At 74.2% G+C, this 20,716-nt stretch carries 19 protein-coding genes; 12 read left to right on the top strand and 7 right to left on the bottom strand.

All coding sequences use genetic code 11. The features are described 5' to 3' along the window. Window positions 1–21: 21 nt before the first annotated feature. From OG937_13205 to OG937_13190, 4 genes are read right to left on the bottom strand one after another with little or no spacing between them, the layout of a single operon-like run. A complete protein-coding gene (locus tag OG937_13205; protein WUD72575.1) occupies window positions 22–933 on the bottom strand; it encodes an NAD-dependent epimerase/dehydratase family protein in 912 nt (303 codons plus the stop codon). Then, a complete protein-coding gene (locus OG937_13200) occupies window positions 930–2,078 on the bottom strand; it encodes an N-acetyltransferase (protein WUD72574.1) in 1,149 nt (382 codons plus the stop codon). The genes OG937_13205 and OG937_13200 overlap by 4 nt, the downstream gene beginning before the upstream one ends. Beyond that, window positions 2,075–3,316 carry an aminotransferase class I/II-fold pyridoxal phosphate-dependent enzyme gene (locus tag OG937_13195; GenBank protein ID WUD72573.1) on the bottom strand — a complete coding sequence of 414 codons (1,242 nt, stop codon included), beginning with the start codon at window positions 3,314–3,316 and terminating at the stop codon, window positions 2,075–2,077. The genes OG937_13200 and OG937_13195 overlap by 4 nt, the downstream gene beginning before the upstream one ends. 16 nt (window positions 3,317–3,332) lie before the next feature. After that, window positions 3,333–4,577: a cytochrome P450 gene (locus OG937_13190; GenBank protein WUD72572.1), complete on the bottom strand. Its 1,245-nt coding sequence runs from the start codon at window positions 4,575–4,577 to the stop codon at window positions 3,333–3,335. 548 nt (window positions 4,578–5,125) lie between these two features. Here OG937_13190 and OG937_13185 point away from each other — a divergent pair. The 8 genes from OG937_13185 to OG937_13150 all read left to right on the top strand — a co-directional run bounded on the left by OG937_13185 (window position 5,126) and on the right by OG937_13150 (window position 11,941). After that, window positions 5,126–6,238 carry an LLM class flavin-dependent oxidoreductase gene (locus tag OG937_13185; protein WUD72571.1) on the top strand — a complete coding sequence of 371 codons (1,113 nt, stop codon included), beginning with the start codon at window positions 5,126–5,128 and terminating at the stop codon, window positions 6,236–6,238. Beyond that, window positions 6,235–6,867: an FMN reductase gene (locus OG937_13180; protein WUD72570.1), complete on the top strand. Its 633-nt coding sequence runs from the start codon at window positions 6,235–6,237 to the stop codon at window positions 6,865–6,867. The genes OG937_13185 and OG937_13180 overlap by 4 nt, the downstream gene beginning before the upstream one ends. 8 nt (window positions 6,868–6,875) lie before the next feature. Then, window positions 6,876–7,199, top strand: coding sequence for an N-acetyltransferase (locus OG937_13175; GenBank protein ID WUD72569.1), 324 nt, complete (start codon window positions 6,876–6,878; stop codon window positions 7,197–7,199). Between the two features lie 122 nt (window positions 7,200–7,321). Next, window positions 7,322–8,311, top strand: coding sequence for a pirin family protein (locus tag OG937_13170; GenBank protein WUD72568.1), 990 nt, complete (start codon window positions 7,322–7,324; stop codon window positions 8,309–8,311). Next, entirely contained in the window at window positions 8,308–8,676 is a 369-nt protein-coding gene (locus OG937_13165; protein WUD72567.1) for a tetratricopeptide repeat protein, read from the top strand. The genes OG937_13170 and OG937_13165 overlap by 4 nt, the downstream gene beginning before the upstream one ends. Before the next feature lie 140 nt (window positions 8,677–8,816). Then, on the top strand, window positions 8,817–9,536 hold the full coding sequence (locus OG937_13160) for a hypothetical protein (protein ID WUD72566.1): 720 nt from the start codon (window positions 8,817–8,819) through the stop codon (window positions 9,534–9,536). Window positions 9,537–9,654: 118 nt separating this feature from the next. Next, window positions 9,655–11,058: a carboxylesterase family protein gene (locus OG937_13155; protein WUD72565.1), complete on the top strand. Its 1,404-nt coding sequence runs from the start codon at window positions 9,655–9,657 to the stop codon at window positions 11,056–11,058. A gap of 334 nt (window positions 11,059–11,392) precedes the next feature. After that, a complete protein-coding gene (locus OG937_13150) occupies window positions 11,393–11,941 on the top strand; it encodes a hypothetical protein (protein WUD72564.1) in 549 nt (182 codons plus the stop codon). A gap of 78 nt (window positions 11,942–12,019) precedes the next feature. Here the strand turns inward: OG937_13150 and OG937_13145 are convergent, their stop codons facing one another. Continuing rightward, a complete protein-coding gene (locus OG937_13145; GenBank protein WUD78727.1) occupies window positions 12,020–14,242 on the bottom strand; it encodes an MMPL family transporter in 2,223 nt (740 codons plus the stop codon). A gap of 428 nt (window positions 14,243–14,670) precedes the next feature. Further along, entirely contained in the window at window positions 14,671–15,882 is a 1,212-nt protein-coding gene (locus tag OG937_13140) for a pyridoxal phosphate-dependent aminotransferase (protein ID WUD72563.1), read from the bottom strand. A gap of 104 nt (window positions 15,883–15,986) precedes the next feature. Between OG937_13140 and OG937_13135 the strand changes: the two genes are divergently transcribed. Next, window positions 15,987–16,601 (top strand): helix-turn-helix transcriptional regulator, encoded by a 615-nt coding sequence (locus OG937_13135; GenBank protein ID WUD78726.1) that lies wholly within the window; start codon window positions 15,987–15,989, stop codon window positions 16,599–16,601. 18 nt (window positions 16,602–16,619) lie between these two features. Continuing rightward, window positions 16,620–17,411, top strand: a complete 792-nt coding sequence (locus OG937_13130; protein WUD72562.1) for a class I SAM-dependent methyltransferase — start codon at window positions 16,620–16,622, stop codon at window positions 17,409–17,411. Here the strand turns inward: OG937_13130 and lepB are convergent. Further along, the gene (gene lepB, locus OG937_13125; protein WUD72561.1) at window positions 17,408–18,079 is read right to left on the bottom strand and encodes a signal peptidase I; all 672 of its coding nucleotides are present in this window, start codon (window positions 18,077–18,079) and stop codon (window positions 17,408–17,410) included. The two genes, OG937_13130 and lepB, sit on opposite strands and share 4 nt — an antisense overlap. 111 nt (window positions 18,080–18,190) lie before the next feature. Here lepB and OG937_13120 point away from each other — a divergent pair, with 111 nt between their 5' ends. Next, entirely contained in the window at window positions 18,191–19,666 is a 1,476-nt protein-coding gene (locus tag OG937_13120; protein WUD72560.1) for a glycosyltransferase family 39 protein, read from the top strand. Window positions 19,667–19,843: 177 nt separating this feature from the next. Next, window positions 19,844–20,695, top strand: a complete 852-nt coding sequence (locus tag OG937_13115; protein ID WUD72559.1) for an LLM class flavin-dependent oxidoreductase — start codon at window positions 19,844–19,846, stop codon at window positions 20,693–20,695. The last annotated feature ends 21 nt before the right edge of the window (window positions 20,696–20,716 follow it).

Raw genomic sequence — 20,716 nt, 5'->3', positions numbered from 1 at the left:
GTGGGGTTCCTGTCGGGGCGGTCAGCGCTTCAGGGCGCCGCGCAGCCCCTCGGGCAGCGTGACGGCGGGCCGGTACGGGAGGCGGCCGCCGGGGGCGCAGGTCCACGCGGGATGCAGCGCCTCGGCGACCTTGTCGGGGTTGAGCGCCGACGAGCTGCCGAACAGCCGGGCCGCGGCCATCGCCAGCGGCCCGGGGATGTGCACCACCCGCGGCGCCCGGCGTCCGAGCGCGGCCGCCACGGCGGCGCCGATGTCCTCCCAGCGGTGCTCGGTGCCGTCGCAGACGTGGTACGTGCCCACGTCCGTCGTGCCGGGGTCGGCGGCGGTGATCAGCGCCCTGCACAGGTCGTCGACGTGGATCAGCGAGTAGTGCCGCGGCCCGGGCCGGCCGACCGCGGGCAGCAGGCCCGTACGCACCGCCGCCACCAGCCGCGGCAGGAACTCGGGGTCGCCGGGGCCGTAGACGATCGGCGGCCGGACCACGACGGCCGGCAGCCGGTCCGCCGCGTCCCGCACCGCCCACTCGCCGCCGAGCTTGCTGCGCCCGTACGCGGAGACCGGCTCCGGCGGCGCGTCCTCGTGACGCCGCCGCCCAGGGCCGGAGGCGGCCAGCGACGAGCAGTACACCAGGCGCGGCGGCACGGCGGCCGCCGCGGCGGCCTCGCACAGCCGCCGTGTGCCGGCGGCGTTGACGGCGGCGTAGGCGCGGGGGTCCCCGGCCTTGGTGACCCCTGCCAGGTGGACGACCCGGTCCACGCCCCGCAGTGCGACGGCCAGCCCCTCCCCGGTGGCCAGGTCACCGGGCACGCTGCGGGCGCCGGGCACGTCGCGGCCGCCGCGCACCAGCGCGGTCACCTCGTGGCCGCGGGCGGTGAGGTGGCGTACGAGGTGGCCGCCGATGAAGCCGGTGGCGCCGGTCACGAGGTACCTCACCGCAGGCCCCCGCCGTCGCGCTCGTACAGCCGGTGCGTCCTGAAGTGCACCCCGCCCATGGCCTGCGCGTGCCGGTTGGAGCCGCGGTTGTCCTCCAGGATCCAGGACAGGTCGGTCTCGGTGTAGCCGAGCCGGAACGCGGCGCGCTGCGCGTCGGCGAGCAGCACCGCCACCAGCCCGCGGCTGCGGTGCTCCTTCCGCACGCCCGAGGTGCCGCCCCTGACACGGGTGATGCGCCCCATGGCCCGGCTGATCCGCAGCATGCCGACCGGCAGCCCCCAGGTGGTGAGCCTGCCCCGCGCGGTGCGCAGCGCCTGGTTCACGTCCGGCACCCACAGCGTGAAGGCGGCCGGCTCGCCGTCCACCTCGGCGATCCGCACCAGCTCCGGGTGGACGACCGACTTCAACTGCGCGGCCATGTGCAGGAACTCGGCGTCGGTCAGCGGCACGGAGGCGTAGTTCTCGGCCCAGGCGTCGTTGTAGATGTCCTTGATGACGGCCATGTCGGCCTCGTAGCGGTCCCGGTCGAGCGGCCGCACCCGCACGGCCGGGTCGGCCAGGGTGCGCGCGGCGACCCGGGCGATCGCGGCGGGCGGCTCGCCGTCCGGGGGCATCGGCACCAGCCAGGACAGCAGGTCCTTGGCCTTGCCGAAGCCGCAGCCGGTCAGCAGGTCCGCGTAGTAGGGCGGGTTGTACGGGATGCCCACGCTCGGCGGCCCGTCGAAGCCGTCCACGAGCAGCCCGCACTCGTCGTTGACGGAGAAGCTGAGCGGGCCCAGCATCCGGGTCAGCCCGCGCCCGGCCAGCCAGTCGGCCGCCGCGTCGAAGAGGGCCCCGGCGGCCTCCAGGTCGTCGGCGCACTCGAAGAGCCCGAAGTGACCGCACTTGTAGTCGTGCCGCTCGTGGAAGCGGGGGTCGGTGACGGCCGCGATCCGGCCGACGGTCCGGCGCCCCCGGCGGGCGAGGAAGAGCCGCGCCTCGGCCGTCTCGAAGAAGGGGTTGCGGCGCGGGTCGAGGAAGGCGCGCACCTCGCGCTCCAGCGGCGCGACCCAGTGCGGTTCGTCGCGGTAGAGCGCGTACGGCAGCCTGATGAAGGCCGTCGTGGCGGCGCGGTCCTCGACGGGGGTGACGGTGACGGCGTTCACCGGGCCACCGCCTGCGCGGGCAGGTCCGGGACGAGGCCGACCCGGCGGCCGGCGGCCGCGAAGGCGCCCAGGATCCGCTCCAGGTGGGCGTCGGAGTGCGTGGCCTGCACGGTCACCCGGATGACGCAGCGGCCCTCGGGGACGGCGGGGGCACCGACCGCGTTGGTGAACACGCCCTCGTCGAGCAGGGCCTGCCACATCCGGGCGCACACGGTCGCGTCCCCGATGAGGACGGGCACGACCGGGGTGACCGAGTCACCCGTGTCGTAGCCGAGGGCGCGCAGCCCCGCCCGCAGCGCCTCCGCGAGGGCGAGCACGCGCCGGCGCCGCCAGGGCTCGGCCGCGGCGATGCCGAGCGCGGCGATCCCGGCGGCGAGGGCGGCCGGCGGCATCGAGGCGGAGAAGAGGATGGAGCGCGCGCTGTAGCGCAGGTAGTCGATGACGTGCGCGGGACCGGCGAGGAACCCCCCGGTGGAGCCGAAGCACTTGGACAGGGTCCCGGTGAACAGGTCGACCCGGTCCATGAGGCCGAAGTGGTCCGCGACACCGCGCCCGGCAGGGCCGAGCAGCCCGATGTCGTGGGCGCCGTCCACGACGAGGCGGGCGCCGTGCCGGGCGGCGAGCTCCGTCAGCGCGGGGAGCCGGCACAGGTCGCCGTCCATGGAGAACATCCCGTCGGTGAGGACGACCTTGCCCGCGGCCGGTTCCGCGGCCGTGGCCTGCTCCAGGAGCGTGTCCAGCCGCACGGTGTCCGCGTGCGGGTACAGGACGCGGCGGGCCGCGCCGAGCCGGATGCCGTCGACCAGCGAGGCGTGGTTGGACATGTCGCTGAAGGCGATGTCGCCGCGGCCGAGCAGGGCGGCCACGGCGAGGTTCGCCTGGAAGCCGGTGGTGACCACGGCGGCCGCCTCGGTGCCCAGGAAGTCCGCGATCCGCTCCTCCAGTTCGCCGTGGAGGGGGAGGGTGCCGTTGAGGGTGCGCGCACCGGAGCAGGAGGCGCCGTAGCGGGTCAGCGCCTCGGCCGCGGCCGCCGTCACCCGGGGGTCCGTGGACAGGCCCAGGTAGTCGTTGCAGCCCGCCATGACGACGTCCCGCCCCTCGACGACGGCCTCCCCGTCACCCGTCATGTGCAGGGAGCGGTAGAAGGGCCGGACGCCCGTCTCCACCATGGCCCGCACGAAGGTCGACGACGACAGGTCCTTGCGGAACGCGTCGGTGGCGTCCTGGATTTCGGTCACTTGCCTTCGGTCTCCCTTAGGTGAGGGGCGAGTGGATGGTGAGCCGGGCGATGTCGGCCATGCTCGGCCCGGCGTGCCGCACCGGCGGGGCGGCGGCCCGGGCGCCGGGCAGCTCGCGGGCGAAGGCCCGGGCGAACGCGAGCGCCTGCGCGCGGGCCAGATGGGACCCGAGGCAGTAGTGCAGGCCGCCGCCGAAGGCGAGCAGCCGCGCCGGCCGGTCCGGGTCGAAGACGTGCGGGGCGGGGAAGCGCGCCGGGTCGCGGTGCGCCGCGCCGATGAGCGCGTGGACGACCCGTCCGGCGGGCACCGGGCGGCCGCCCAGCTCGGTGTCCGCGTCCGCCACGCGGGTCACCACGCGTCCCGGCGGGTCCCAGCGCAGCAGCTCGTCCGTGAGCGGCCCCGCGAACCCCGGCTCCTGGCGGATCCTTTCGGCGGTCGCGGGGTCGGTGACCAGCGTCAGCGCCGCGCCGGCCAGCAGGGCGGCCGTGGTGGGCACCCCCGCGGAGAACAGCGTCAGCAGCAGATAGCGGGCCCCCGCCGGGTCCTCGGCGGCCCACCGGGACAGCAGGTCCCCCGTGGGGTGCCTGCGGCGTTCGGCCAGCGCGAGGTCGTACGCGTCGAGCAGGGACAGCGCGGCGGCGTCCGCCCGCCGTACGACGCTGGGCGGCGCGGCGAGCTCCTCCACGCGCACCATGGCGGCGCTCTCGGCGGCGAGCCACCCCCGGTCGATCCACTCCGGCAGCCCGGCCATCTCCGCCAGGACCGCGGTGGGCAGCGGCCGGCAGACCCGGGCGACGACGTCGGCGGCGCCGTCACGGCGCACGGCCGCGGCGAACTCCCGCACATGGCGGTCGGTGAGCGGCTCCACGAGCCGCTCCGCCGCCTCCCGCACGACCCGCGGGGCCAGCACCGCGTTGAGCGGACGCCGGCGCGCGGTGTGCTCCGGCGGATCCTGCTGCAGGGGCGTCTCGCACAGCCCGACCGTGCTCGCGCTCTCCCGCCACCCGGGGCGGTGGGCGTCGCGCCACCGGGCCCCGAGGGTGAGCCATTCCCGCCCGGTCAGCACCTGCCGGCACTCCTCGTACCCCGTGACCAGGAGCGCGCCCCACGGCGTCGGCACGAGCGGCCCTGCCGCGGCGAGTGCGTCGTACGCCGCGGCGAGCGCCTGCGGCTCCACGGCTCTGCGCCACTGCCGGACGAGGCCCGCCGCGGAACGCGCGTCAAGGGCGGTGGGCTTCGGGGACAGCATCACGTGGCTCATGTGTCAGGAAACGGACTTCGGCTCGGAGGCGGGAGGGGGAGCCTCGCAGGGCGCACGAGGCGGCGTACGCCGGGCTGGCGCCCCTGAGAGTGCTCTGCCGAAGGTGTTCCGATCCAGTCACATAGGCACTTTTCACCCACCCGTGAACGTAATTCGCCTTTCTCTTTCACGGTCCGCTACGGTCGACCGTCCGTGTCCCAACCGCCCCGCGCCCCCCGCAGGTGCCATGGACCCATGGACGCGTGGTGCGTGTGCGGGGCGCCTGTCGCCGGGGTCGTCGGCGGTACCCCCGCCCGCGGCGAGCCGGCCGGAGCCGGGTCCGCGGACCGCGGACCGCCTGCACGGTGGCCGCTGATGTGTGCGCGGGGGGCTCGCGGTGGGTGTCCGTCCTGGGGCGAAGCGGCCCGGCCCCGTGGTTCGTGAACCGTGCCTTTCCACGAGCGCCGTCTACGGCGCCCCCGTGGGAGGAATAGCCCGATGGGGCATCTCGTTGAAAGGGGTGGTTGAATAATCAACAACATATGAGACGACGGAGGAGGGTGAAGCCGGTGCAGTTCGGGATCTTCACTGTGGGTGACGTGACCATGGACCCCACGACCGGCAGGGCGCCGACCGAGCACGAGCGGATCAAGGCCATGACGGCGATCGCGCTCAAGGCCGAGGAGGTGGGCCTCGACGTCTTCGCGACCGGTGAGCACCACAACCCGCCGTTCGTGCCCTCGTCCCCGACGACCATGCTCGGCTGGATAGCCGCCCGCACGGAGAGGCTGATCCTCTCCACCTCGACCACGCTGATCACCACGAACGACCCGGTGAAGATCGCCGAGGACTTCGCGATGCTGCAGCACCTGGCCGACGGCCGCGTCGACCTGATGATGGGCCGTGGCAACACCGGACCGGTCTACCCCTGGTTCGGGCAGGACATCCGGCAGGGCATCCCGCTGGCGGTCGAGAACTACGCGCTGCTGCACAAGCTGTGGCGCGAGGACGTCGTCGACTGGGCCGGCCGCTTCCGCAGCCCGCTGCAGGGCTTCACCTCCACGCCCCGCCCGCTGGACGACGTGGCCCCCTTCGTCTGGCACGGCTCCATCCGCTCGCCGGAGATCGCCGAGCAGGCCGCGTACTACGGCGACGGCTTCTTCCACAACAACATCTTCTGGCCGGCCGACCACACCAAGCGGATGGTCGAGCTGTACCGCGCGCGCTACGCGCACTACGGCCACGGCACCCCGGAGCAGGCCATCGTCGGCCTCGGCGGCCAGGTGTTCATGCGGAAGAACTCGCAGGACGCCGTCCGCGAGTTCCGGCCGTACTTCGACAACGCGCCGGTGTACGGGCACGGCCCGTCGCTGGAGGACTTCACCGAGCAGACCCCGCTGACCGTCGGCTCGCCGCAGCAGGTCATCGAGCGGACGCTGGGCTTCCGCGAGTACGCCGGCGACTACCAGCGCCAGCTGTTCCTGATGGACCACGCGGGACTGCCGCTGAAGACCGTGCTGGAGCAGCTCGACATGCTCGGCGAACAGGTCGTGCCGGTGCTGCGCGAGGAGTTCGCCAAGGGCCGTCCCGCGGACGTGCCTGAGGCCCCGACGCACGCCTCGCTGGTCGCCCGCCGTGACGCGCAGGCCCTGGAGGAGAAGGAGAAGGAGGCCGCGAAGTGACTGCCGCACCCCTCAAGCTCGTGGTCGTCTCGGCGGGCCTGAGCACGCCGTCGTCCACGCGGCTGCTCGGCGACCGGCTCGCCGAGGCCGTACGGCGGGCCGTCACCGACGGCGGCCGTACGGTCGACGTGCGGGTGGTCGAACTGCGCGACCTGGCCGTGGACATCGCCCACAACATGGTCACCGGTTTCCCCGGTCGCACCCTGGCGGACGCCGTCGCCGCCGTCACGGAGGCGGACGGCCTGATCGCGGTGACGCCGGTCTTCTCCGCCTCGTACAGCGGGCTGTTCAAGTCGTTCTTCGACGTGATCGACAACGACGCGCTGGCCGGCAAGCCCGTGCTGATCGCCGCCACCGGCGGTACGGCCCGGCACTCGCTGGCGCTGGAGCACGCCCTGCGGCCGCTCTTCGCCTACCTGCGGGCCGTGGTCGTCCCGACCGCCGTGTACGCGGCGTCGGAGGACTGGGGCGGCAGCGGCGACGCGCTCACAGACACCCTGCCGACCCGTATCGTCCGCGCCGCGGGCGAGCTGGCGGCGCTGCTGGTGACGCGGCCCCCGGCTCCTGTGACCGCGGCCGATACGGTCGTTCCGTTCGCACAGCAACTGGCCGCCCTGCGGCCCGAGTAGGAGAGACGATGGCACTGCGCGTCGCCGACAACCCCGGCAAGTCCCGTTTCGAGATCTTCGACGCGGCGGAGGAGGGCGGTGCCGAGGAGGTGGCCGGCTTCGCCGAGTACCACCTGTACCGGGACCAGATCGCGTTCATCCACACCGAGGTGGACCCCCGTTTCGGCGGTCGCGGGCTCGGCGGCGCCCTCGCCCGGGCCGCGCTGGACGCGGCCCGGGAGCGGAAGCTCGCGGTGCTGCCCTTCTGCCCGTTCATCCGCGCGTGGATCGGCAAGCACCCCGAGTACGTGGACCTGGTGCCGGAGGGCGAGCGCCCGCGCTTCGGCTTCTGAGGCCGGCCGGGGCCCGGGGCCTCCACGGCGGACGGAGGGCCGGAATGGATCCGGTTGGTTGAATGTTAAATCGACCGTGCGGAGCCCGGACCGGGCCCGCCGGGACTGCCGAGGAGGGCGTCATGCCTGCCGTGACCGTGGAGAACACCCTGCTGCTGCCCCGTGTCACCGGGCCCGACCCGCTGACCGCCGAGCAGCGCCCGGTGCGCAGGGTGACCGCCGCCCCGCAGGGCTTCGAGGGTGAGGGCTTCCCGGTGTACCGCGCCTTCGCAGGCGTGCCGACGCGGGAGCTCGACCCCTTCATCCACATGGACCAGATGGGTGAGGTCGAGTACGCGCCGGGCGAGCCCAAGGGCACGGCGTGGCACCCGCACCGCGGCTTCGAGACCGTCACGTACATGATCGACGGCCGCATGGAGCACCAGGACTCGCACGGCGGCGGAGGCACGATCACCGACGGCGCCACGCAGTGGATGACGGCCGGCAGCGGCATCCTCCACATCGAGGCGCCGCCGGAGGAACTGGTCGTCTCCGGCGGGCTGTTCCACGGCGTCCAGCTGTGGGTGAACCTGCCGCGGGCGAACAAGTGGAACGCGCCCCGCTACCAGAGCATCGAGGGCCCGGAGGCGGCGCTGCTGTCCTCGCCCGACGGAGGCGCGCTGGTCCGCGTCATCGCCGGCGAGGTCGCGGGCCACGCGGGACCGGGGAGCACCTTCACCCCGATCACGCTGGTCCACGCCACCGTCAGTCCCGGCGCGCGCCTGGTCCTGCCCTGGCGGCCGGACTTCAACGCCCTGGCCTACGTGCTGTCCGGGCGCGGTACCGCCGGAGCCGAACGGCGCCCGCTGGACGTGCACCAGCTGGCCGTGTTCGGCAGCGGCGACACCCTGACCCTGGAGGCCACCGACCACCCCGACAGCCGCACCCCCGCCCTGGACGTCCTGATCCTGGGCGGTCGCCCGATCCGCGAACCGGTCGCACACTTCGGCCCGTTCGTCATGAACACCAAGGCCGAGGTCATGCAGGCCGTCGAGGACTTCGAGCGGGGCCGGTTCGGACGGGAGCCGGCCGGCCGCATGCCGCACACCGCACCCGGAGAGGAGCTCGCGTGAACACCACCACCAACCACGGGTCCTACGCCTCCTACGAGGAGACCACGGCGGAGCGCTGGGCGCGCGCCGGGCTCTACTTCGAGGCCAAGGAGTACACCGAGGCGGCCCGGCTGCTCACGGCCGTCGTCGACGAGGTGCCCGAGCAGGTCGCCCCGCGCCTCCTGCTCGCCCGCGCCTACTACCACTCCGCCCAGCTCCGCCGTGCCGAGGAGCAGTTGCGCGTGGTCGTCGAGCGCGACCCGGTCGAGCACTACGCGCACCTGATGCTGGGCCGCACCCTCCAGCGGCAGGGTCGCGAGGCCGAGGCCGCGCCCTGGCTGCGGCTCGCCGCGGCCTTCGCCGGCGAGCTGCCCCCGGAGGACTGAGCCGGTGCCGGGCCCCGCTCCGGGGCCCGGTGGCACACGCGGCGCCGCCGTCCTAAAGCCTGGGCAAAGAGCCTGGCCGGGGCGGCGGCGCCGGGCGTATGTTCCCCTGCGGCTTCGGCAACTACTACGGGGGGAAAGCCGTGTCCGCACGTTCCGGCACGTCGTCCGCGCTCGGCTGGGCGCTCACCATCACCTTCAACATCGTCCTGCCCATCCTCACCTACGGCCGGCTCACCGACGCCGGCTGGAGCGAGTTCTCCGCCCTGCTCGTCTCCGGTGTGTGGCCGGTGCTCGACACCGCCATCACGCTCGCCTGGCGCCGCAAGGTGGACGAGTTCGCCGTCATCACCCTCGTGTTCCTGGTGATCACCGTGGTCGTCACCGTCGTGGGCCCGCACTCCACGCGCCTGCTGCTGGTCAAGGACTCCGCGGTCACCGGCCTGTTCGGGGTGGTCTGCCTGGCCAGCCTGCTCGCGCCGCGGCCGCTGATGTTCTACTTCGGGCGCAAGTTCGGCACCAACGGCACCAAGGAGGACGCCGAGCGGTTCGACGGCCTGTGGCAGTACGAGGGCTTCCGCCACGTCATCCGCACCATGACCGTCGCCTGGGGGGTCGGCTACATCCTCGAGGCACTCACCAGGATCGGCCTTTCGTACAAGCTGTCGACCGCCACCATGGTGACGGTCAACTCGGTGATGGCGTACGCCGTCACCGGTGTCCTCATCGCGTGGACGATCCTCTACGGTCGGCGCGCCGCCGCCCGCGGCCAGGAGCGGGAACGGCAGGCCGCGGAGGAGGAGGCAGCCGTCCGGGCCGGGGCCGGCGAGGCCGCAGGGGCGCCCGGCGTACCCGGGGCCTGACGGTAACCGCCGCGCGTCGCGCACGCCCGGCGGTCCGGGCGGCATCGGGGGCACTTGCCGCCGCGTCGGCCGGGCAGGTCGTGGCCGGCGGCCGGTCGTTGCCGGTAGACCGGCTGCCATGGACAGTGAGACCGAAGGACAGCGGCGGCCTGTGGTGGTCACGGAGCGGGGCTCCGTGCGCGGGGTGACCGGGGAGCGCGGCGTGGCGGCCTTCCGCGGGATCCCCTACGCGGCGTCGCCGGTGGACGCGTTGAGGTTCGCCCCGCCTGCACCGCACCCCGGCTGGTCCGGCGTGCGCGACGCGGCCCACGCCGGCCCCGAGGTGCCGCAGGCGCCGTCCCGGCTGGCGGTCGTCATGGGCCCGCGCGAGCCGCACGGGGACGAGGACGGCTGCCTCACCCTCAACGTGTGGGCGCCCGAGGGGGCGCTCGAGGCCGGTGCCGGTCCCCGGGCGGTGCTGGTGTGGTTCCACGGCGGCGGCTTCACCACCGGCTCGGGCGGCTGGGACTGGTACGACGGCACGCGGCTCGCCGCCCTCGGCGGCATCGTCGTCGTCACCGCCAACTACCGCGTCGGCCCGCTGGGCTGGCTGTACCTGCCGGAACTCGGCGCGGACAACCTCGGCAGCCGGGACCAGGCCGCGGTGCTGCGCTGGGTGCGCGACAACATCGCGTCCTTCGGCGGTGACCCCGCGCTGGTCACGGTGGGAGGGCAGTCGGCCGGCGCGTACTGCGCGCTCTGCCTCGCCCTCGACCCGGGCACGCACGGACCCGTCCGGCGGGTGCTCGCCGAGAGCGGGCCGTGGGGGCTCGCACCGCGGGAGCCCGCCGAGGCGGCCGAGGTCACCGCCGCCTATCTGCGGCTCCTGGGCGTCACGCACCCGCCGGAACTGCGGGAACTGCCCGCGGAGCGGCTCGTGTCGGCGTACGGGCGGCTGTCGGCCGAGCGCGCCCGGCCCGGCGACGTCGCCCCGCCGATGTACCCGGTCCTCGGCGGGGCGGGACTGCCCCGCGCCCCGATGGCGGCGGTGGCCGCTGGCGGCCTGGACGGCACGGACGTCCTGCTGGGCAGCACGCAGGACGAGATGACGGCCTTCCGTGCCGCCGCGCCCGCCGACTTCCCCGACGCGGCAGGCACCGAGCGGGTCTTCGGGGCCGGGGTCACCGCGATCGCGGCCCACTGCGCCGAGCAGGGCCGGCCCGCGTACGCCTACCGCTTCACGCGGCGCCCGCCCGGCGACGACGGCACCCTGGGCGCCACGCACTGCGCCGAACTCCCCTTCCTCTTCGGCGATTTCGCGGCGTACGCCGACGCCCCGATGCTGGGCCCGGTGGACGACGCCGACCGCGCCCTCGCCCGGGCCTTCGGCGGGGCGCTCGCCGCGTTCGTGGCGACCGGCCGCCCGGACGGCGCGGAGAACGGGGACGGGGACGGGGTCGGCGGGGAGGGGCGCGGGCCGTGGCGGCCGTACGAGCCGGGGACGGCCGCCTCGGTGAGGCGGTTCGGGCCGCCGGTTCGTTAACTCTTCCGGGGGATCGCACATACATTCGAACACGGGATACGCTGCGGGCATGTCGACTTCAGGCGATGAGCGAGACCTCTTCTCGGATCCCGACCGGACCGCGCCCCTCACGGCGCGCGGTCCGGCACCGGCCCTCGACCCGTTCCGGACCCCTGGCTCCGCGGGCGCGTCCACGGCCCCGGCCGCGCGCGCGGTGGACGGCCCGGGGCGCGGGGCCATAACCCCGCGCCCCGGCGCCGAGCGCTAGGCACGACCCCGCCGGGCGGGCTTGCGCGGGCTTACGGTGGGGGAGTGGCCGCCCGGTCACGCCGCCTCCGACGGGTCGGTGAGGAACATGGGCGAGGCACCGGCCGCCTGCCCGGCGCCGCGGCGCACGGTGCGGGACGAGTTGTTCGGCTCGCTGACCATCACCCTGCCGGGCGATGACGTGGCCCTGGCCCGGGTGGAGGGCCCGGGGCTGCCGACCGCGACGATCGTCCGCGAAGGGGAGGCACGGGACCACGCCCAGGCCCCGGTGGGCACCCGCGACGCGGGCCGGCTGACCATGACGGTCGGCGGCGACGCGCCCGGATTGGTCCTCGGGCCGGGGCGGTTGACCCGCTCCTCGTTCGGCGTCCGTGCCGAGCTTCCGGGCCGGGCCTACCGTTTCGAACCCGTCAGCTCCCACAGCAGTGTGCTGTGGCGCGACGGGCAGCAGGTGGCCGCGTTCGTGAGCGGCCAGGACGAACTGTCGGCGGCCTGGCGGCCCGAGGAGAACTCCCCGTCGCCGCTGGGCGCCGCCGTGGGCTACCTGCTGGCGACCGCCTTCGGCACGGGTGCCGCGAGCACGGGCACGCTCATCGTCGAGGCCCTCATGGGGATGTTCGGCGCCGGCGGGCCCTGAGGCGGGTGGCGGTACGCCGGGGCCCGGCCCCCGTGGCGACGGGGGCCGGGCCGGAGCGTCCGCGTGGCGTCCGCCGGTTCAGCGGCCCACGCCCGAGGGTTCGACCGGTGCCGGGGCGGTGACCGGCCGCACCGGGGCGGGCTCGACGCCGGCCTCGTCGTGGGTCATGTCCGGCAGCCAGCCGAGCCACTTGGGCAGGTACCAGTTGCGCTCGCCCAGCAGGGCCATCACCGCGGGGAGCAGCACACCGCGGATGACGGTGGCGTCGATGAGAACCGCCGCGGCCAGGCCCACGCCCATCTGCTTCATGCTCTGCATGGACAGCGTGCCGAAGATCGCGAAGACCGCCACCATGATGACCGCGGCGCTGGTCACCACACCGGCCGTCGTCGTGATGCCGTGCCGGATCGCGCCCTGCGTGGTCAGCCCCCGCATCCGCGCTTCCCTGATCCGGGAGACCACGAAGACGTGGTAGTCCATGCTCAGCCCGAAGAGGATCACGAACAGGAACAGCGGCAGCCAGGCCACGATCGCGCCCACGCCCTCGGCGCCCACCAGGCCCGCGCCCCAGCCGTGCTGGAAGACGATGGTGAGGATGCCGTAGGCGGCGCCCACCGACAGCAGGTTGAGCACGATCGAGGTGACCGCGATGGTCAGCGACCGGAAGGAGAGCAGCATCAACAGGAAGGCGAAGGCCACGACGAAGGCGAAGACCGGGGGAACCGCGTCGCCGATCTTGTCGGTGAAGTCCATCGAGGCAGCGGTCGAGCCGCCGATCGGCGCCGTGACGCCGGCCACCTCGCCCAGGGTGACCGGGCGCACCTCGTCGCGCAGGACCTTCAGCGAGGCCTCGGCCCTCTCCTCGTCCGTGCCGCCCGTCAGCGGCACCTTGAGGACGGCGACGCCCGCCTTCTCGTGGAGCTCCGTCTCCACCGGCCCGGGGGAGGCGCCCTTGGCCACGGCCTCCCGGGAGAAGGCGTCGATGGCCTGACGGACCTCGGGCGAGGTGATGTCCGCGGCCTTGACGACCACCCGGGCCGGCTCCGGGCCGCCCGGGAACGCCTTGTTGATGTCCTCGTACGCCCGCACGACCGGCAGACCGTCGCCCAACTCCTGGCTCAGCGTCAGGTTCGCGGTGTTCAGGCCGACCGCCGGGACGGCCAGCGCGACCAGTGCCCCGCCGGCGACCGCCGCCGCCACCACCGGGCGGCGCAGCACGCCCGCGAGGACCGCCCGCCAGATGCGGGACTCCCCGCTCGCCCCCTTGCCCCGGCGCCGCAGGAAGGGGATCCGGCCCTTCTCGACCCGCTCGCCCAGCAGGGACAGCAGCGCGGGCAGCACCGTCACCGAGCCGAACATCGCCACGGCCACCACCATCATCGTGGCCAGGCCCATCGCCTTGAAGTCGCCGATGCCGGTGAAGAGCATGCCCGCCATCGCCACGATCACCGTCACGCCGGAGACCAGCACCGCCCGGCCGCTGGTGGCCGCCGCGATCCGCAGCGCGGTCTGCGCGTCGTGTCCCGCCTCCCGCTCCTCGCGCTCACGCCGCAGGTAGAACAGGCAGTAGTCGACGCCGACCGCCAGGCCGACCAGCAGCATCACGGAGTTGGCGGTGTCGCTCATGTGCACCCCGTGGCTCACCACGGCCACCAGGCCGGTCGTCGCGAGGAAGGCCGTCATCGCCAGCGCCACCGGAAGCAGTGCCGCCACCAGCGCGCCGAAGGCGATCAGCAGGATGCCGAGCGCGACCGGCAGCGCCGAGTACTCGGCGCGCTGGAAGTCGCTGCCGAAGGCGTCGTTGAAGACCTTCTCCGAGCTGGCCTCGCCGAACTGCTCGACCTTCAGATCGCGGTGCTGGTCCTGGACGCCCTGCACGGCGTCGACGACCGGCTCGACCCGGTCGGGCGCAGTCTGCGGGTCGCCGCGCAGGTCGAACCTCACCAGTGCGGACCGGCCGTCCTCGGAGATCGCTCCGGCGTCGTACGGCGACTGGACGGAGGCGACCTCGCCGGTGCCCTTCACCGCGGCGACGACCTCCCCGACCACGGCCCGGAACGCCGGGTCGGTGGCCTTCAGGGAGCCCCCGGCCGCCTGGACCAGCACCATCTCACCGGCCGGTCCGTCGTTCAGCCCGGCGTCGTCCAGGATGGCCACCGCCTGCCCGAACTCCCCGGGCACCTCCTCCCGGTCCGTCAGGTCGACCCGCCCGGCCATCGAGCCGATGACCAGCGCGAGTACGACGAAGAGCAGCCAGCTCCCGACCGCCGTCCAGCGGTGCCGGGCGCTCCAGCCGCCCATGGCGGCGGCGATGCCCTGCCCGCGTACCGTCCCCGCGGTACGTACCCTGCCGTGTGCGCTTGCCACGGTTGCGAACCCCCTCGAAGCCGGGCGGTGGAACCTCACCACCGCCTCGCCCTCGACGCTATGGGTCCGCGGGACACCGCCCCATCCGGCTGACAGGTGAACCGGCGGAGGGTTTCTCCTCCCCAGGGAGTGGGGAAAACCCCCGCCCACGGGAGTGTTGCCCCCTACAACGACCGCCGTCGCGGTGCCCGGCGGCACGAAAACGGGATGCGCCGGCCCGGTGTCTCCCCGTTAGGGTGAGCGGCACGCGGGGGCGGCTCCGCGGGGCGCTTCCTTCTCTTCGCTCCTCTGTAAAAGGAATCCCAGCGCACCCACTTCCCGCCCCCGCTTCCCTTCCGGGGCGTCTCTTCCGGCCCCCCGGGCTACTGCCGGTAGCCCGCGAGGAAGCGGCCGATGCGGCTGATGGCGGCGTCCAGGTCGTCGGCGCGGGGGAGGGTCAGGATGCGGAAGTGGTCCGGGCGCGGCCAGCTGAAGCCGGTGCCCTGGACGACCTGGATCTTCTCGCGGAGCAGCAGGTCGAGCACGAACTTCTCGTCGTCGTGGATCCGGTGCACCTTCGGGTCCAGCCGTGGGAAGGCGTAGAGCGCGCCCTTGGGCTTGACGCAGCTGACGCCGGGGATCTCGTTCAGCTTCTCCCAGGCCTTGTCGCGCTGCTCGTGCAGCCGTCCGCCGGGCAGGATCAGGTCCTTGATGCTCTGCCGGCCGCCGAGCGCGGCCTGGATCGCCTGCTGGGCCGGGACGTTGGGGCACAGCCGCATCGAGGCCAGCATCGTCAGGCCCTCCAGGTAGCTCCTGGCGTGCTGCCGGGGCCCGGTGACGACCAGCCAGCCGGAGCGGAAGCCCGCCACGCGGTAGGCCTTGGACAGCCCGCTGAAGGTCAGGCACAGCACGTCGGGGGCGAACTGGGCCGCCGAGTGGTGGACGGAGTCGTCGTAGAGGATCTTGTCGTAGACCTCGTCGGCGAAGACGACCAGGTGGTGCCGCCGTGCCAGGTCGAGCATGCCCTCGAGCAGTTCGCGCGGGTAGACCGCGCCCGTGGGGTTGTTGGGGTTGATGATGACCAGCGCCCGCGTACGGCTGGTGATCTTGGAGGCGATGTCGTCGAGGTCGGGGAACCAGTCCGCCTGCTCGTCGCAGAGGTAGTGCACCGCCTTGCCGCCCGCCAGGTTCGTCACGGCCGTCCACAGCGGGAAGTCGGGGGCCGGGATCAGCACCTCGTCGCCGTCGTCGACGAGGGCCTGGACGGCCATCTGCACCAGCTCGGACACCCCGTTGCCGAGGAAGACGTCGTCCACGCCGACGTCGGCGAGCCCGCGCTCCTGGTAGTGCTGGGCCACCGCCCGGCGGGCCGACAGGATGCCGCGCGAGTCGCTGTAGCCGTGCGACGCGGGGAGCGTGCGGATGATGTCCTGCAGGATCTCCTCGGGCGCCTCGAACCCGAACAGCGCAGGATTGCCCGTGTTGAGGCGCAGGACGCTGTGCCCGGCCTCCTCCAGCGCGTTGGCGTGCTCGATCACCGGCCCGCGGATCTCGTAGCAGACGTCCGCCAGCTTGCCCGACTGCTTGTACTCCATGCGACGGCCTCCCGACCCGGTCCCGCGATCCTGCTCGGTACGCTGCTCTCCTTGGTTTTACCAAGTACGCGCTTGGAAAGTCCAACCACTTGTCTACACTGGGGATCATGCCGCGCCGAAGTTACGACCAGTACTGCGCCGTCGCCCGCGCCCTGGACACTGTCGGGGAGCGCTGGACGCTCCTGATCGTCCGGGAGCTGCTGGCGGGTCCCCGCCGGTACACCGACCTCCACGCCGACCTGCCCGGCGTCAGCACCGACGTCCTCGCCTCCCGGCTCAAGGAGATGGAGCGCGACGGCCTGGTCACCCGCCGCCGTCTCGCGCCGCCCGGTGCCGCGTACGTCTACGAACTCACCCGGCGCGGAGGTGAACTGCTCCCCGTGCTCGGCGCCCTCGCCGAATGGGGCGCGCCGGAACTGCAGGACCCCCGGCCCACCGACGCCGTCCGCGCGCACTGGGCGGCCGTGCCCCTCATGCGGCACCTCGCCGCGCTCCCCGGGGTCCCCGCGGGAGTGGTCGAGGTCCGCCTCGACGAGGGCGCCTTCCACATCGAACTCGGCGGTGAGACCCCCTCGTACGCCGACGGCCCCGCCAAGCGCCCCGACGCGGTGCTCGCCGTGCCCGCGGGCGCCGTCCGCGGCATCGCGGAGTCCCTGCGCGACGGCGGCGCCGAGGTCACCGGCGACGGCCCCCTCGCCGACGCCCTGCGCGGCGCCTGACCGCTGTACGGTGCGGGCATGGAACGTCGGCGCGTCGAACTCGGCCCGGTGCAGGAGACCCTGCTCATACCGCTGCACGCGAGGGCGGCCGAGACGCGCCGCAGGCGGCCGCTGACCTGCGACCCGCGGTCGGTCGAACTGGCCGGCGCCCTCGACTACGACGTCTCGCGCATCGGCGGCGGGCTGAGGCTGCTCGGCCCGGTCTTCCGGGGCGTCGTCCTCGACGGCTGGGTGCGCGAGTTCCTGGACGAGCACCCGTCCGGCACCGTCGTCGAGATCGGCGCCGGTCTGAACACCCGTTACGAGCGGGTCGACAACGGCACCGCCACCTGGGTCGAGGTCGACCTGCCGGACGTCATCGCGCTGCGCCGCGAGCTCTTCGCCGAGCACGCGCGCCGCCGCATGGTCGCCGGTTCGGCCGCGGAACCGGACTGGGCGGCCGCCGTCGCGGCGGCGCCCGGACCCTACCTCTTCGTCTCCGAGGCCGTGCTCATCTACCTCACCGAGGCCGGGGCCCGTTCCGCGGTGGCCGTCATCCGCGACCGGTTCCCCCGATCGGTCCTCCTGATGGACACCGTCGGCTCCGCCGAGGCGCGCCGCCCGCGCGCCGTCGACGTCGGCTGGAGCTGCGACGACCCCCGTGAACTGGCCTCGTGGGGCCTGCGGTTGCGGGACTCCCGCACGCTGTGGGACCTCCCGCCGCAGGCCCGCGCCCGGCTCACCCCGGGCCGCCGCGTCCTGAGCGCACTGCTCGACCGCGCCTCGCGCGCCGGGGGTTCCCGGCTCAACCGCTTCGACGTCGGGGGCTAGGACGCCGGCGGAGCGGTGCCCCAGACCGGCGGTACGGCCGGGCGCCGTTCGCGGAGCCGCGCGACCCGGGCGGTGATCCCCAGGACGAGGCCCGTGATCGCCAGCGTGAGGCCGAGCAGCGCCGCCAGGGCCGGCAGCAGCGCGCTGCCGCGGTCCTCCAGGACCCGGGCCCGCACCCCTGCGGCGGGGAGGGTGCCCGACTGCTCGCGGAGGAACCAGCGGGAGTCCATGGAGTCCGCGCGATGGTCGCCGAGCAGGAAGAGCCGCCCCTCGGGCACCGTGACGTCGAACGCGGGCGCGCCGCCCGACGGATCCCCGCCCTTCACGTACGGCTCGGACAGCTCCTTGCCGTTCACCGTCACCGGCCCGCCGCTCCGCTCCGCGACGTGGTCGCCGCCCGTGCCGATCACGCGCTCCAGCACCAGCCCGCCGTACCGGTTCTGCCCGTCGATCAGCACCACGTCGCCGCGCCGGACCTCGTCCCCGCCCACCCGCTCGAACAGGAGCCGCTCACCGGGGGAGTAGGTCGGCTCCATGGCCGCGCTCGAGACGGTGCCCGTCGTGTAGCCGGTCCGGGCCGTCACCACCGCACCGACCGCGAGCAGCAGCCCCACCGGTCCGAGCACCCACGCCGCGATGCGCCGTCGTCTTCCTGCCGCCTCTGCCATGACCCCTCCCGAATCCGTGCACGGCACACTAGACGACCGCCGTCCGGCCGGAACCGTGGCCCCCCGGGCACCGCCCCGGTACCGTCGTCCGGGAACACCGGGGGGTGGGGGATGTCCGCTACGCACGTCCGCGCGCAGGTGGCGTCCTTCGCCGCGACGCCCGTCCTGGCGGTCGCGGCCGCGGTCGCCGCCGTGCTGACCGCGCTGTCCGGCCGTTACGGCTTCCACCGCGACGAGTTGTACTTCCTCGTCGCCGGCGACCACCTCGCCTGGGGCTACGTGGACCAGCCCCCGCTGACCCCGCTCGCCGCCCGCCTGTCCACCGCGGTCTTCGGCGAGACGCCCGCCGGGCTGCGGGTGGTGGCCACCCTCGCCTGCGCCGCGACGGTCGTGGTCGTCGCCCTCGTCGCCAGGGAACTGGGCGGCGGGCGTTCGGCGCAGGTGCTCGCGGCGGTGTGCACGGCGGTCTCCGGCTTCGTCCTCGCCGTCGGCCACCTGGTCTCCACCGCCACCTTCGACGTGCTCGCGTGGGTGGTCGTCTGCTGGATCCTGCTGAGGCTGCTGCGCACCGGGGACGGCCGGCTGTGGCTCGCGGTGGGCGCGGCCCTGGGCGTCGGCTTGGAGAACAAGTACCTGGTCGCCCTGCTGGCCGTCGCCCTCCTCGCGGCGCTGCTCGCCACCGGCCCCCGGCAGGTGCTGCGCGGTTGGTGGCCGGTCGCCGGAGCCGCCGTCGCGCTCGCGGTGGCCCTGCCCGGCCTGTGGTGGCAGGCGGCGCACGGCTGGCCCCAGCTGACCGTCGCGGGCGGCATCAGCGCGGACGACGGCGCCGAGAACCGCGTCCTGTTCGTGCCCCAGCAGATCCTCTTCCTCTCACCGGTGTTCGTCCCGGTGTGGATCGCGGGCGGGCTGCGGCTGTGGCGCGATCCCGCGCTGCGGTGGGCCCGTGCCTTCGCCCCGGCGTACGTCCTGCTCGCCGTCCTGGTCGTCGCCTCCGGCGGGAAGCCGTACTACTGCCTGCCGTTGCTGCTCGTCCTGCTCGCCGCGGGCTGCGTCACGTCCGTCTCCCGGCCGCGCGCCATGTGGCCGGCCGTCGCGGTGACGGCGGTCATCAGCGCCCTGATCTCGCTGCCGGTGCTCCCGCCGCGCGGCGTGGCCGTCGTGAACGCCGTCAACAAGGAGCAGGGCGAGCAGATCGGCTGGCCGCAACTCGCCGACGCCGTCGCCGACGTCTGGTCGGACGTGCCCGCCGAGGACCGCTCCCGCGCCGTCGTCCTGGCGCAGAACTACGGCGAGGCGGGTGCCCTCGCCCATTACGGCCCCGCCCGGGGCCTGCCCGCCCCCTACTCCGCCCACATGAGCTTCGCCGACTGGGGCCCGCCACCTGACTCCGCCACCGGCCCGGTGCTGCTGGTGCGTCAGGAGGACGCCGACGGCGTCGAACGCCACTTCACCGGCTGCCGCCAGGTCGGCCGCGTCGACAACGGGCAGCACGTCGACAACGAGGAGCAGCACGCCGCGATCGTCCTGTGCACCGGCCCGGACGAACCGTGGTCACGGCTGTGGCCGTCGCTGCGCCACTACTACTAGGCCGGTCCGACACGGGAGAAATGAAGGGGCGGGGCGGGGGGGCGCCGGGTTACGGTGGCAGCACTCGACGCACACGCTCCCTGAAGGACGCCGCAGAACGGGAGCGGCCCGCACGGTCGGTCGTGCGGTCACGGAGGGGCGGCACCACTTGTCCCTGCCCTTCCGGAGGAGTTCCCCATGAAGATCGGTCTCGGCCTTCCCGTCGACGACCCCGCCGTGCTGACGACCTGGGCCCGCCGCGCCGACGACGGTCCGTTCAGCACCCTCGGCCTGCTCGACCGCCTCGTGTACGACAACCCCGAACCACTGGTCACCCTCGCCGTGCTCGCCGGGGCGACCCGCCGGATCCGGCTGCAGACCGAGGTCCTCATCACCCCGTTCCGCGACGGCGCCGTCCTGGCCAAGCAGGCCGCGACGCTGGACCGGCTGTCCGCAGGCCGCTTCACCCTCGGCATCGGCGTGGGCGCCCGCGAGGACGACTTCCGCGCGGCGGGAGCCGACTTCCGCCGCCGCGGCCGCCTGCTCGACGAGCAGATGACCGTGCTGCGCCGCCTCTGGGCGGGTGACCCGTACGGCGACGGGGCCGGGCCGATCGGCCCCGCCCCCGCGACCCCGGGCGGGCCCGAGGTGCTCTTCGGCGGCTTCGCCCCGGCGGCGGTCGACCGGGTCGGCCGCCACGGCGACGGCTTCCTCGGCGCCGGGCTGCCGCCCAAGGCGATGGACCGGCTCTTCCGCGAGGCGGAACGGAGCTGGGAACGGCACGCACGGCCCGGCCGGCCCCGCCTGGTCGCCCAGGCCAACGTCGCGCTCGGTCCGGACGCGGTGGTCACCGCCGCCCGCGGCAACATCCGCGCCTACTACGCCTTCACCGACTTCGCCGACCGTGTGGCGGAGGGCCTCCTGACCACTCCGGAGGAGATCCGCGACGCGGTCGCCGGGTACGCCGGCATCGGTGCCGACGAAGTGATGCTCTACTGCTGGTCGTCGGACCCCGCCCAGGTCGAACGCCTGGCGGACGCCGTGTCCTGACGACGCGCCGCCCGCGGCGCG

Source organism: Streptomyces sp. NBC_00510 (assembly GCA_036013505.1).
Lineage (GTDB): Bacteria > Actinomycetota > Actinomycetes > Streptomycetales > Streptomycetaceae > Actinacidiphila.
Note: the sequence above shows the minus strand (reverse complement) of the source record. Positions and strands in the feature narration are given on the sequence as shown.

What these genes read in the sequence shown, in the direction of transcription:
- OG937_13190 (WUD72572.1), bottom strand. Translation starts at nt 4,577, where the DNA reads ATGAGCCACGTGATGCTGTCCCCGAAGCCCACCGCCCTTGACGCGCGT.
- OG937_13175 (WUD72569.1), top strand. Translation starts at nt 6,876, where the DNA reads ATGGCACTGCGCGTCGCCGACAACCCCGGCAAGTCCCGTTTCGAGATC.
- OG937_13170 (WUD72568.1), top strand. Translation starts at nt 7,322, where the DNA reads ATGCCTGCCGTGACCGTGGAGAACACCCTGCTGCTGCCCCGTGTCACC.
- OG937_13155 (WUD72565.1), top strand. Translation starts at nt 9,655, where the DNA reads ATGGACAGTGAGACCGAAGGACAGCGGCGGCCTGTGGTGGTCACGGAG.
- OG937_13150 (WUD72564.1), top strand. Translation starts at nt 11,393, where the DNA reads ATGGGCGAGGCACCGGCCGCCTGCCCGGCGCCGCGGCGCACGGTGCGG.
- OG937_13145 (WUD78727.1), bottom strand. Translation starts at nt 14,242, where the DNA reads ATGGGCGGCTGGAGCGCCCGGCACCGCTGGACGGCGGTCGGGAGCTGG.
- OG937_13140 (WUD72563.1), bottom strand. Translation starts at nt 15,882, where the DNA reads ATGGAGTACAAGCAGTCGGGCAAGCTGGCGGACGTCTGCTACGAGATC.
- OG937_13130 (WUD72562.1), top strand. Translation starts at nt 16,620, where the DNA reads ATGGAACGTCGGCGCGTCGAACTCGGCCCGGTGCAGGAGACCCTGCTC.
- lepB (WUD72561.1), bottom strand. Translation starts at nt 18,079, where the DNA reads ATGGCAGAGGCGGCAGGAAGACGACGGCGCATCGCGGCGTGGGTGCTC.
- OG937_13120 (WUD72560.1), top strand. Translation starts at nt 18,191, where the DNA reads ATGTCCGCTACGCACGTCCGCGCGCAGGTGGCGTCCTTCGCCGCGACG.
- OG937_13115 (WUD72559.1), top strand. Translation starts at nt 19,844, where the DNA reads ATGAAGATCGGTCTCGGCCTTCCCGTCGACGACCCCGCCGTGCTGACG.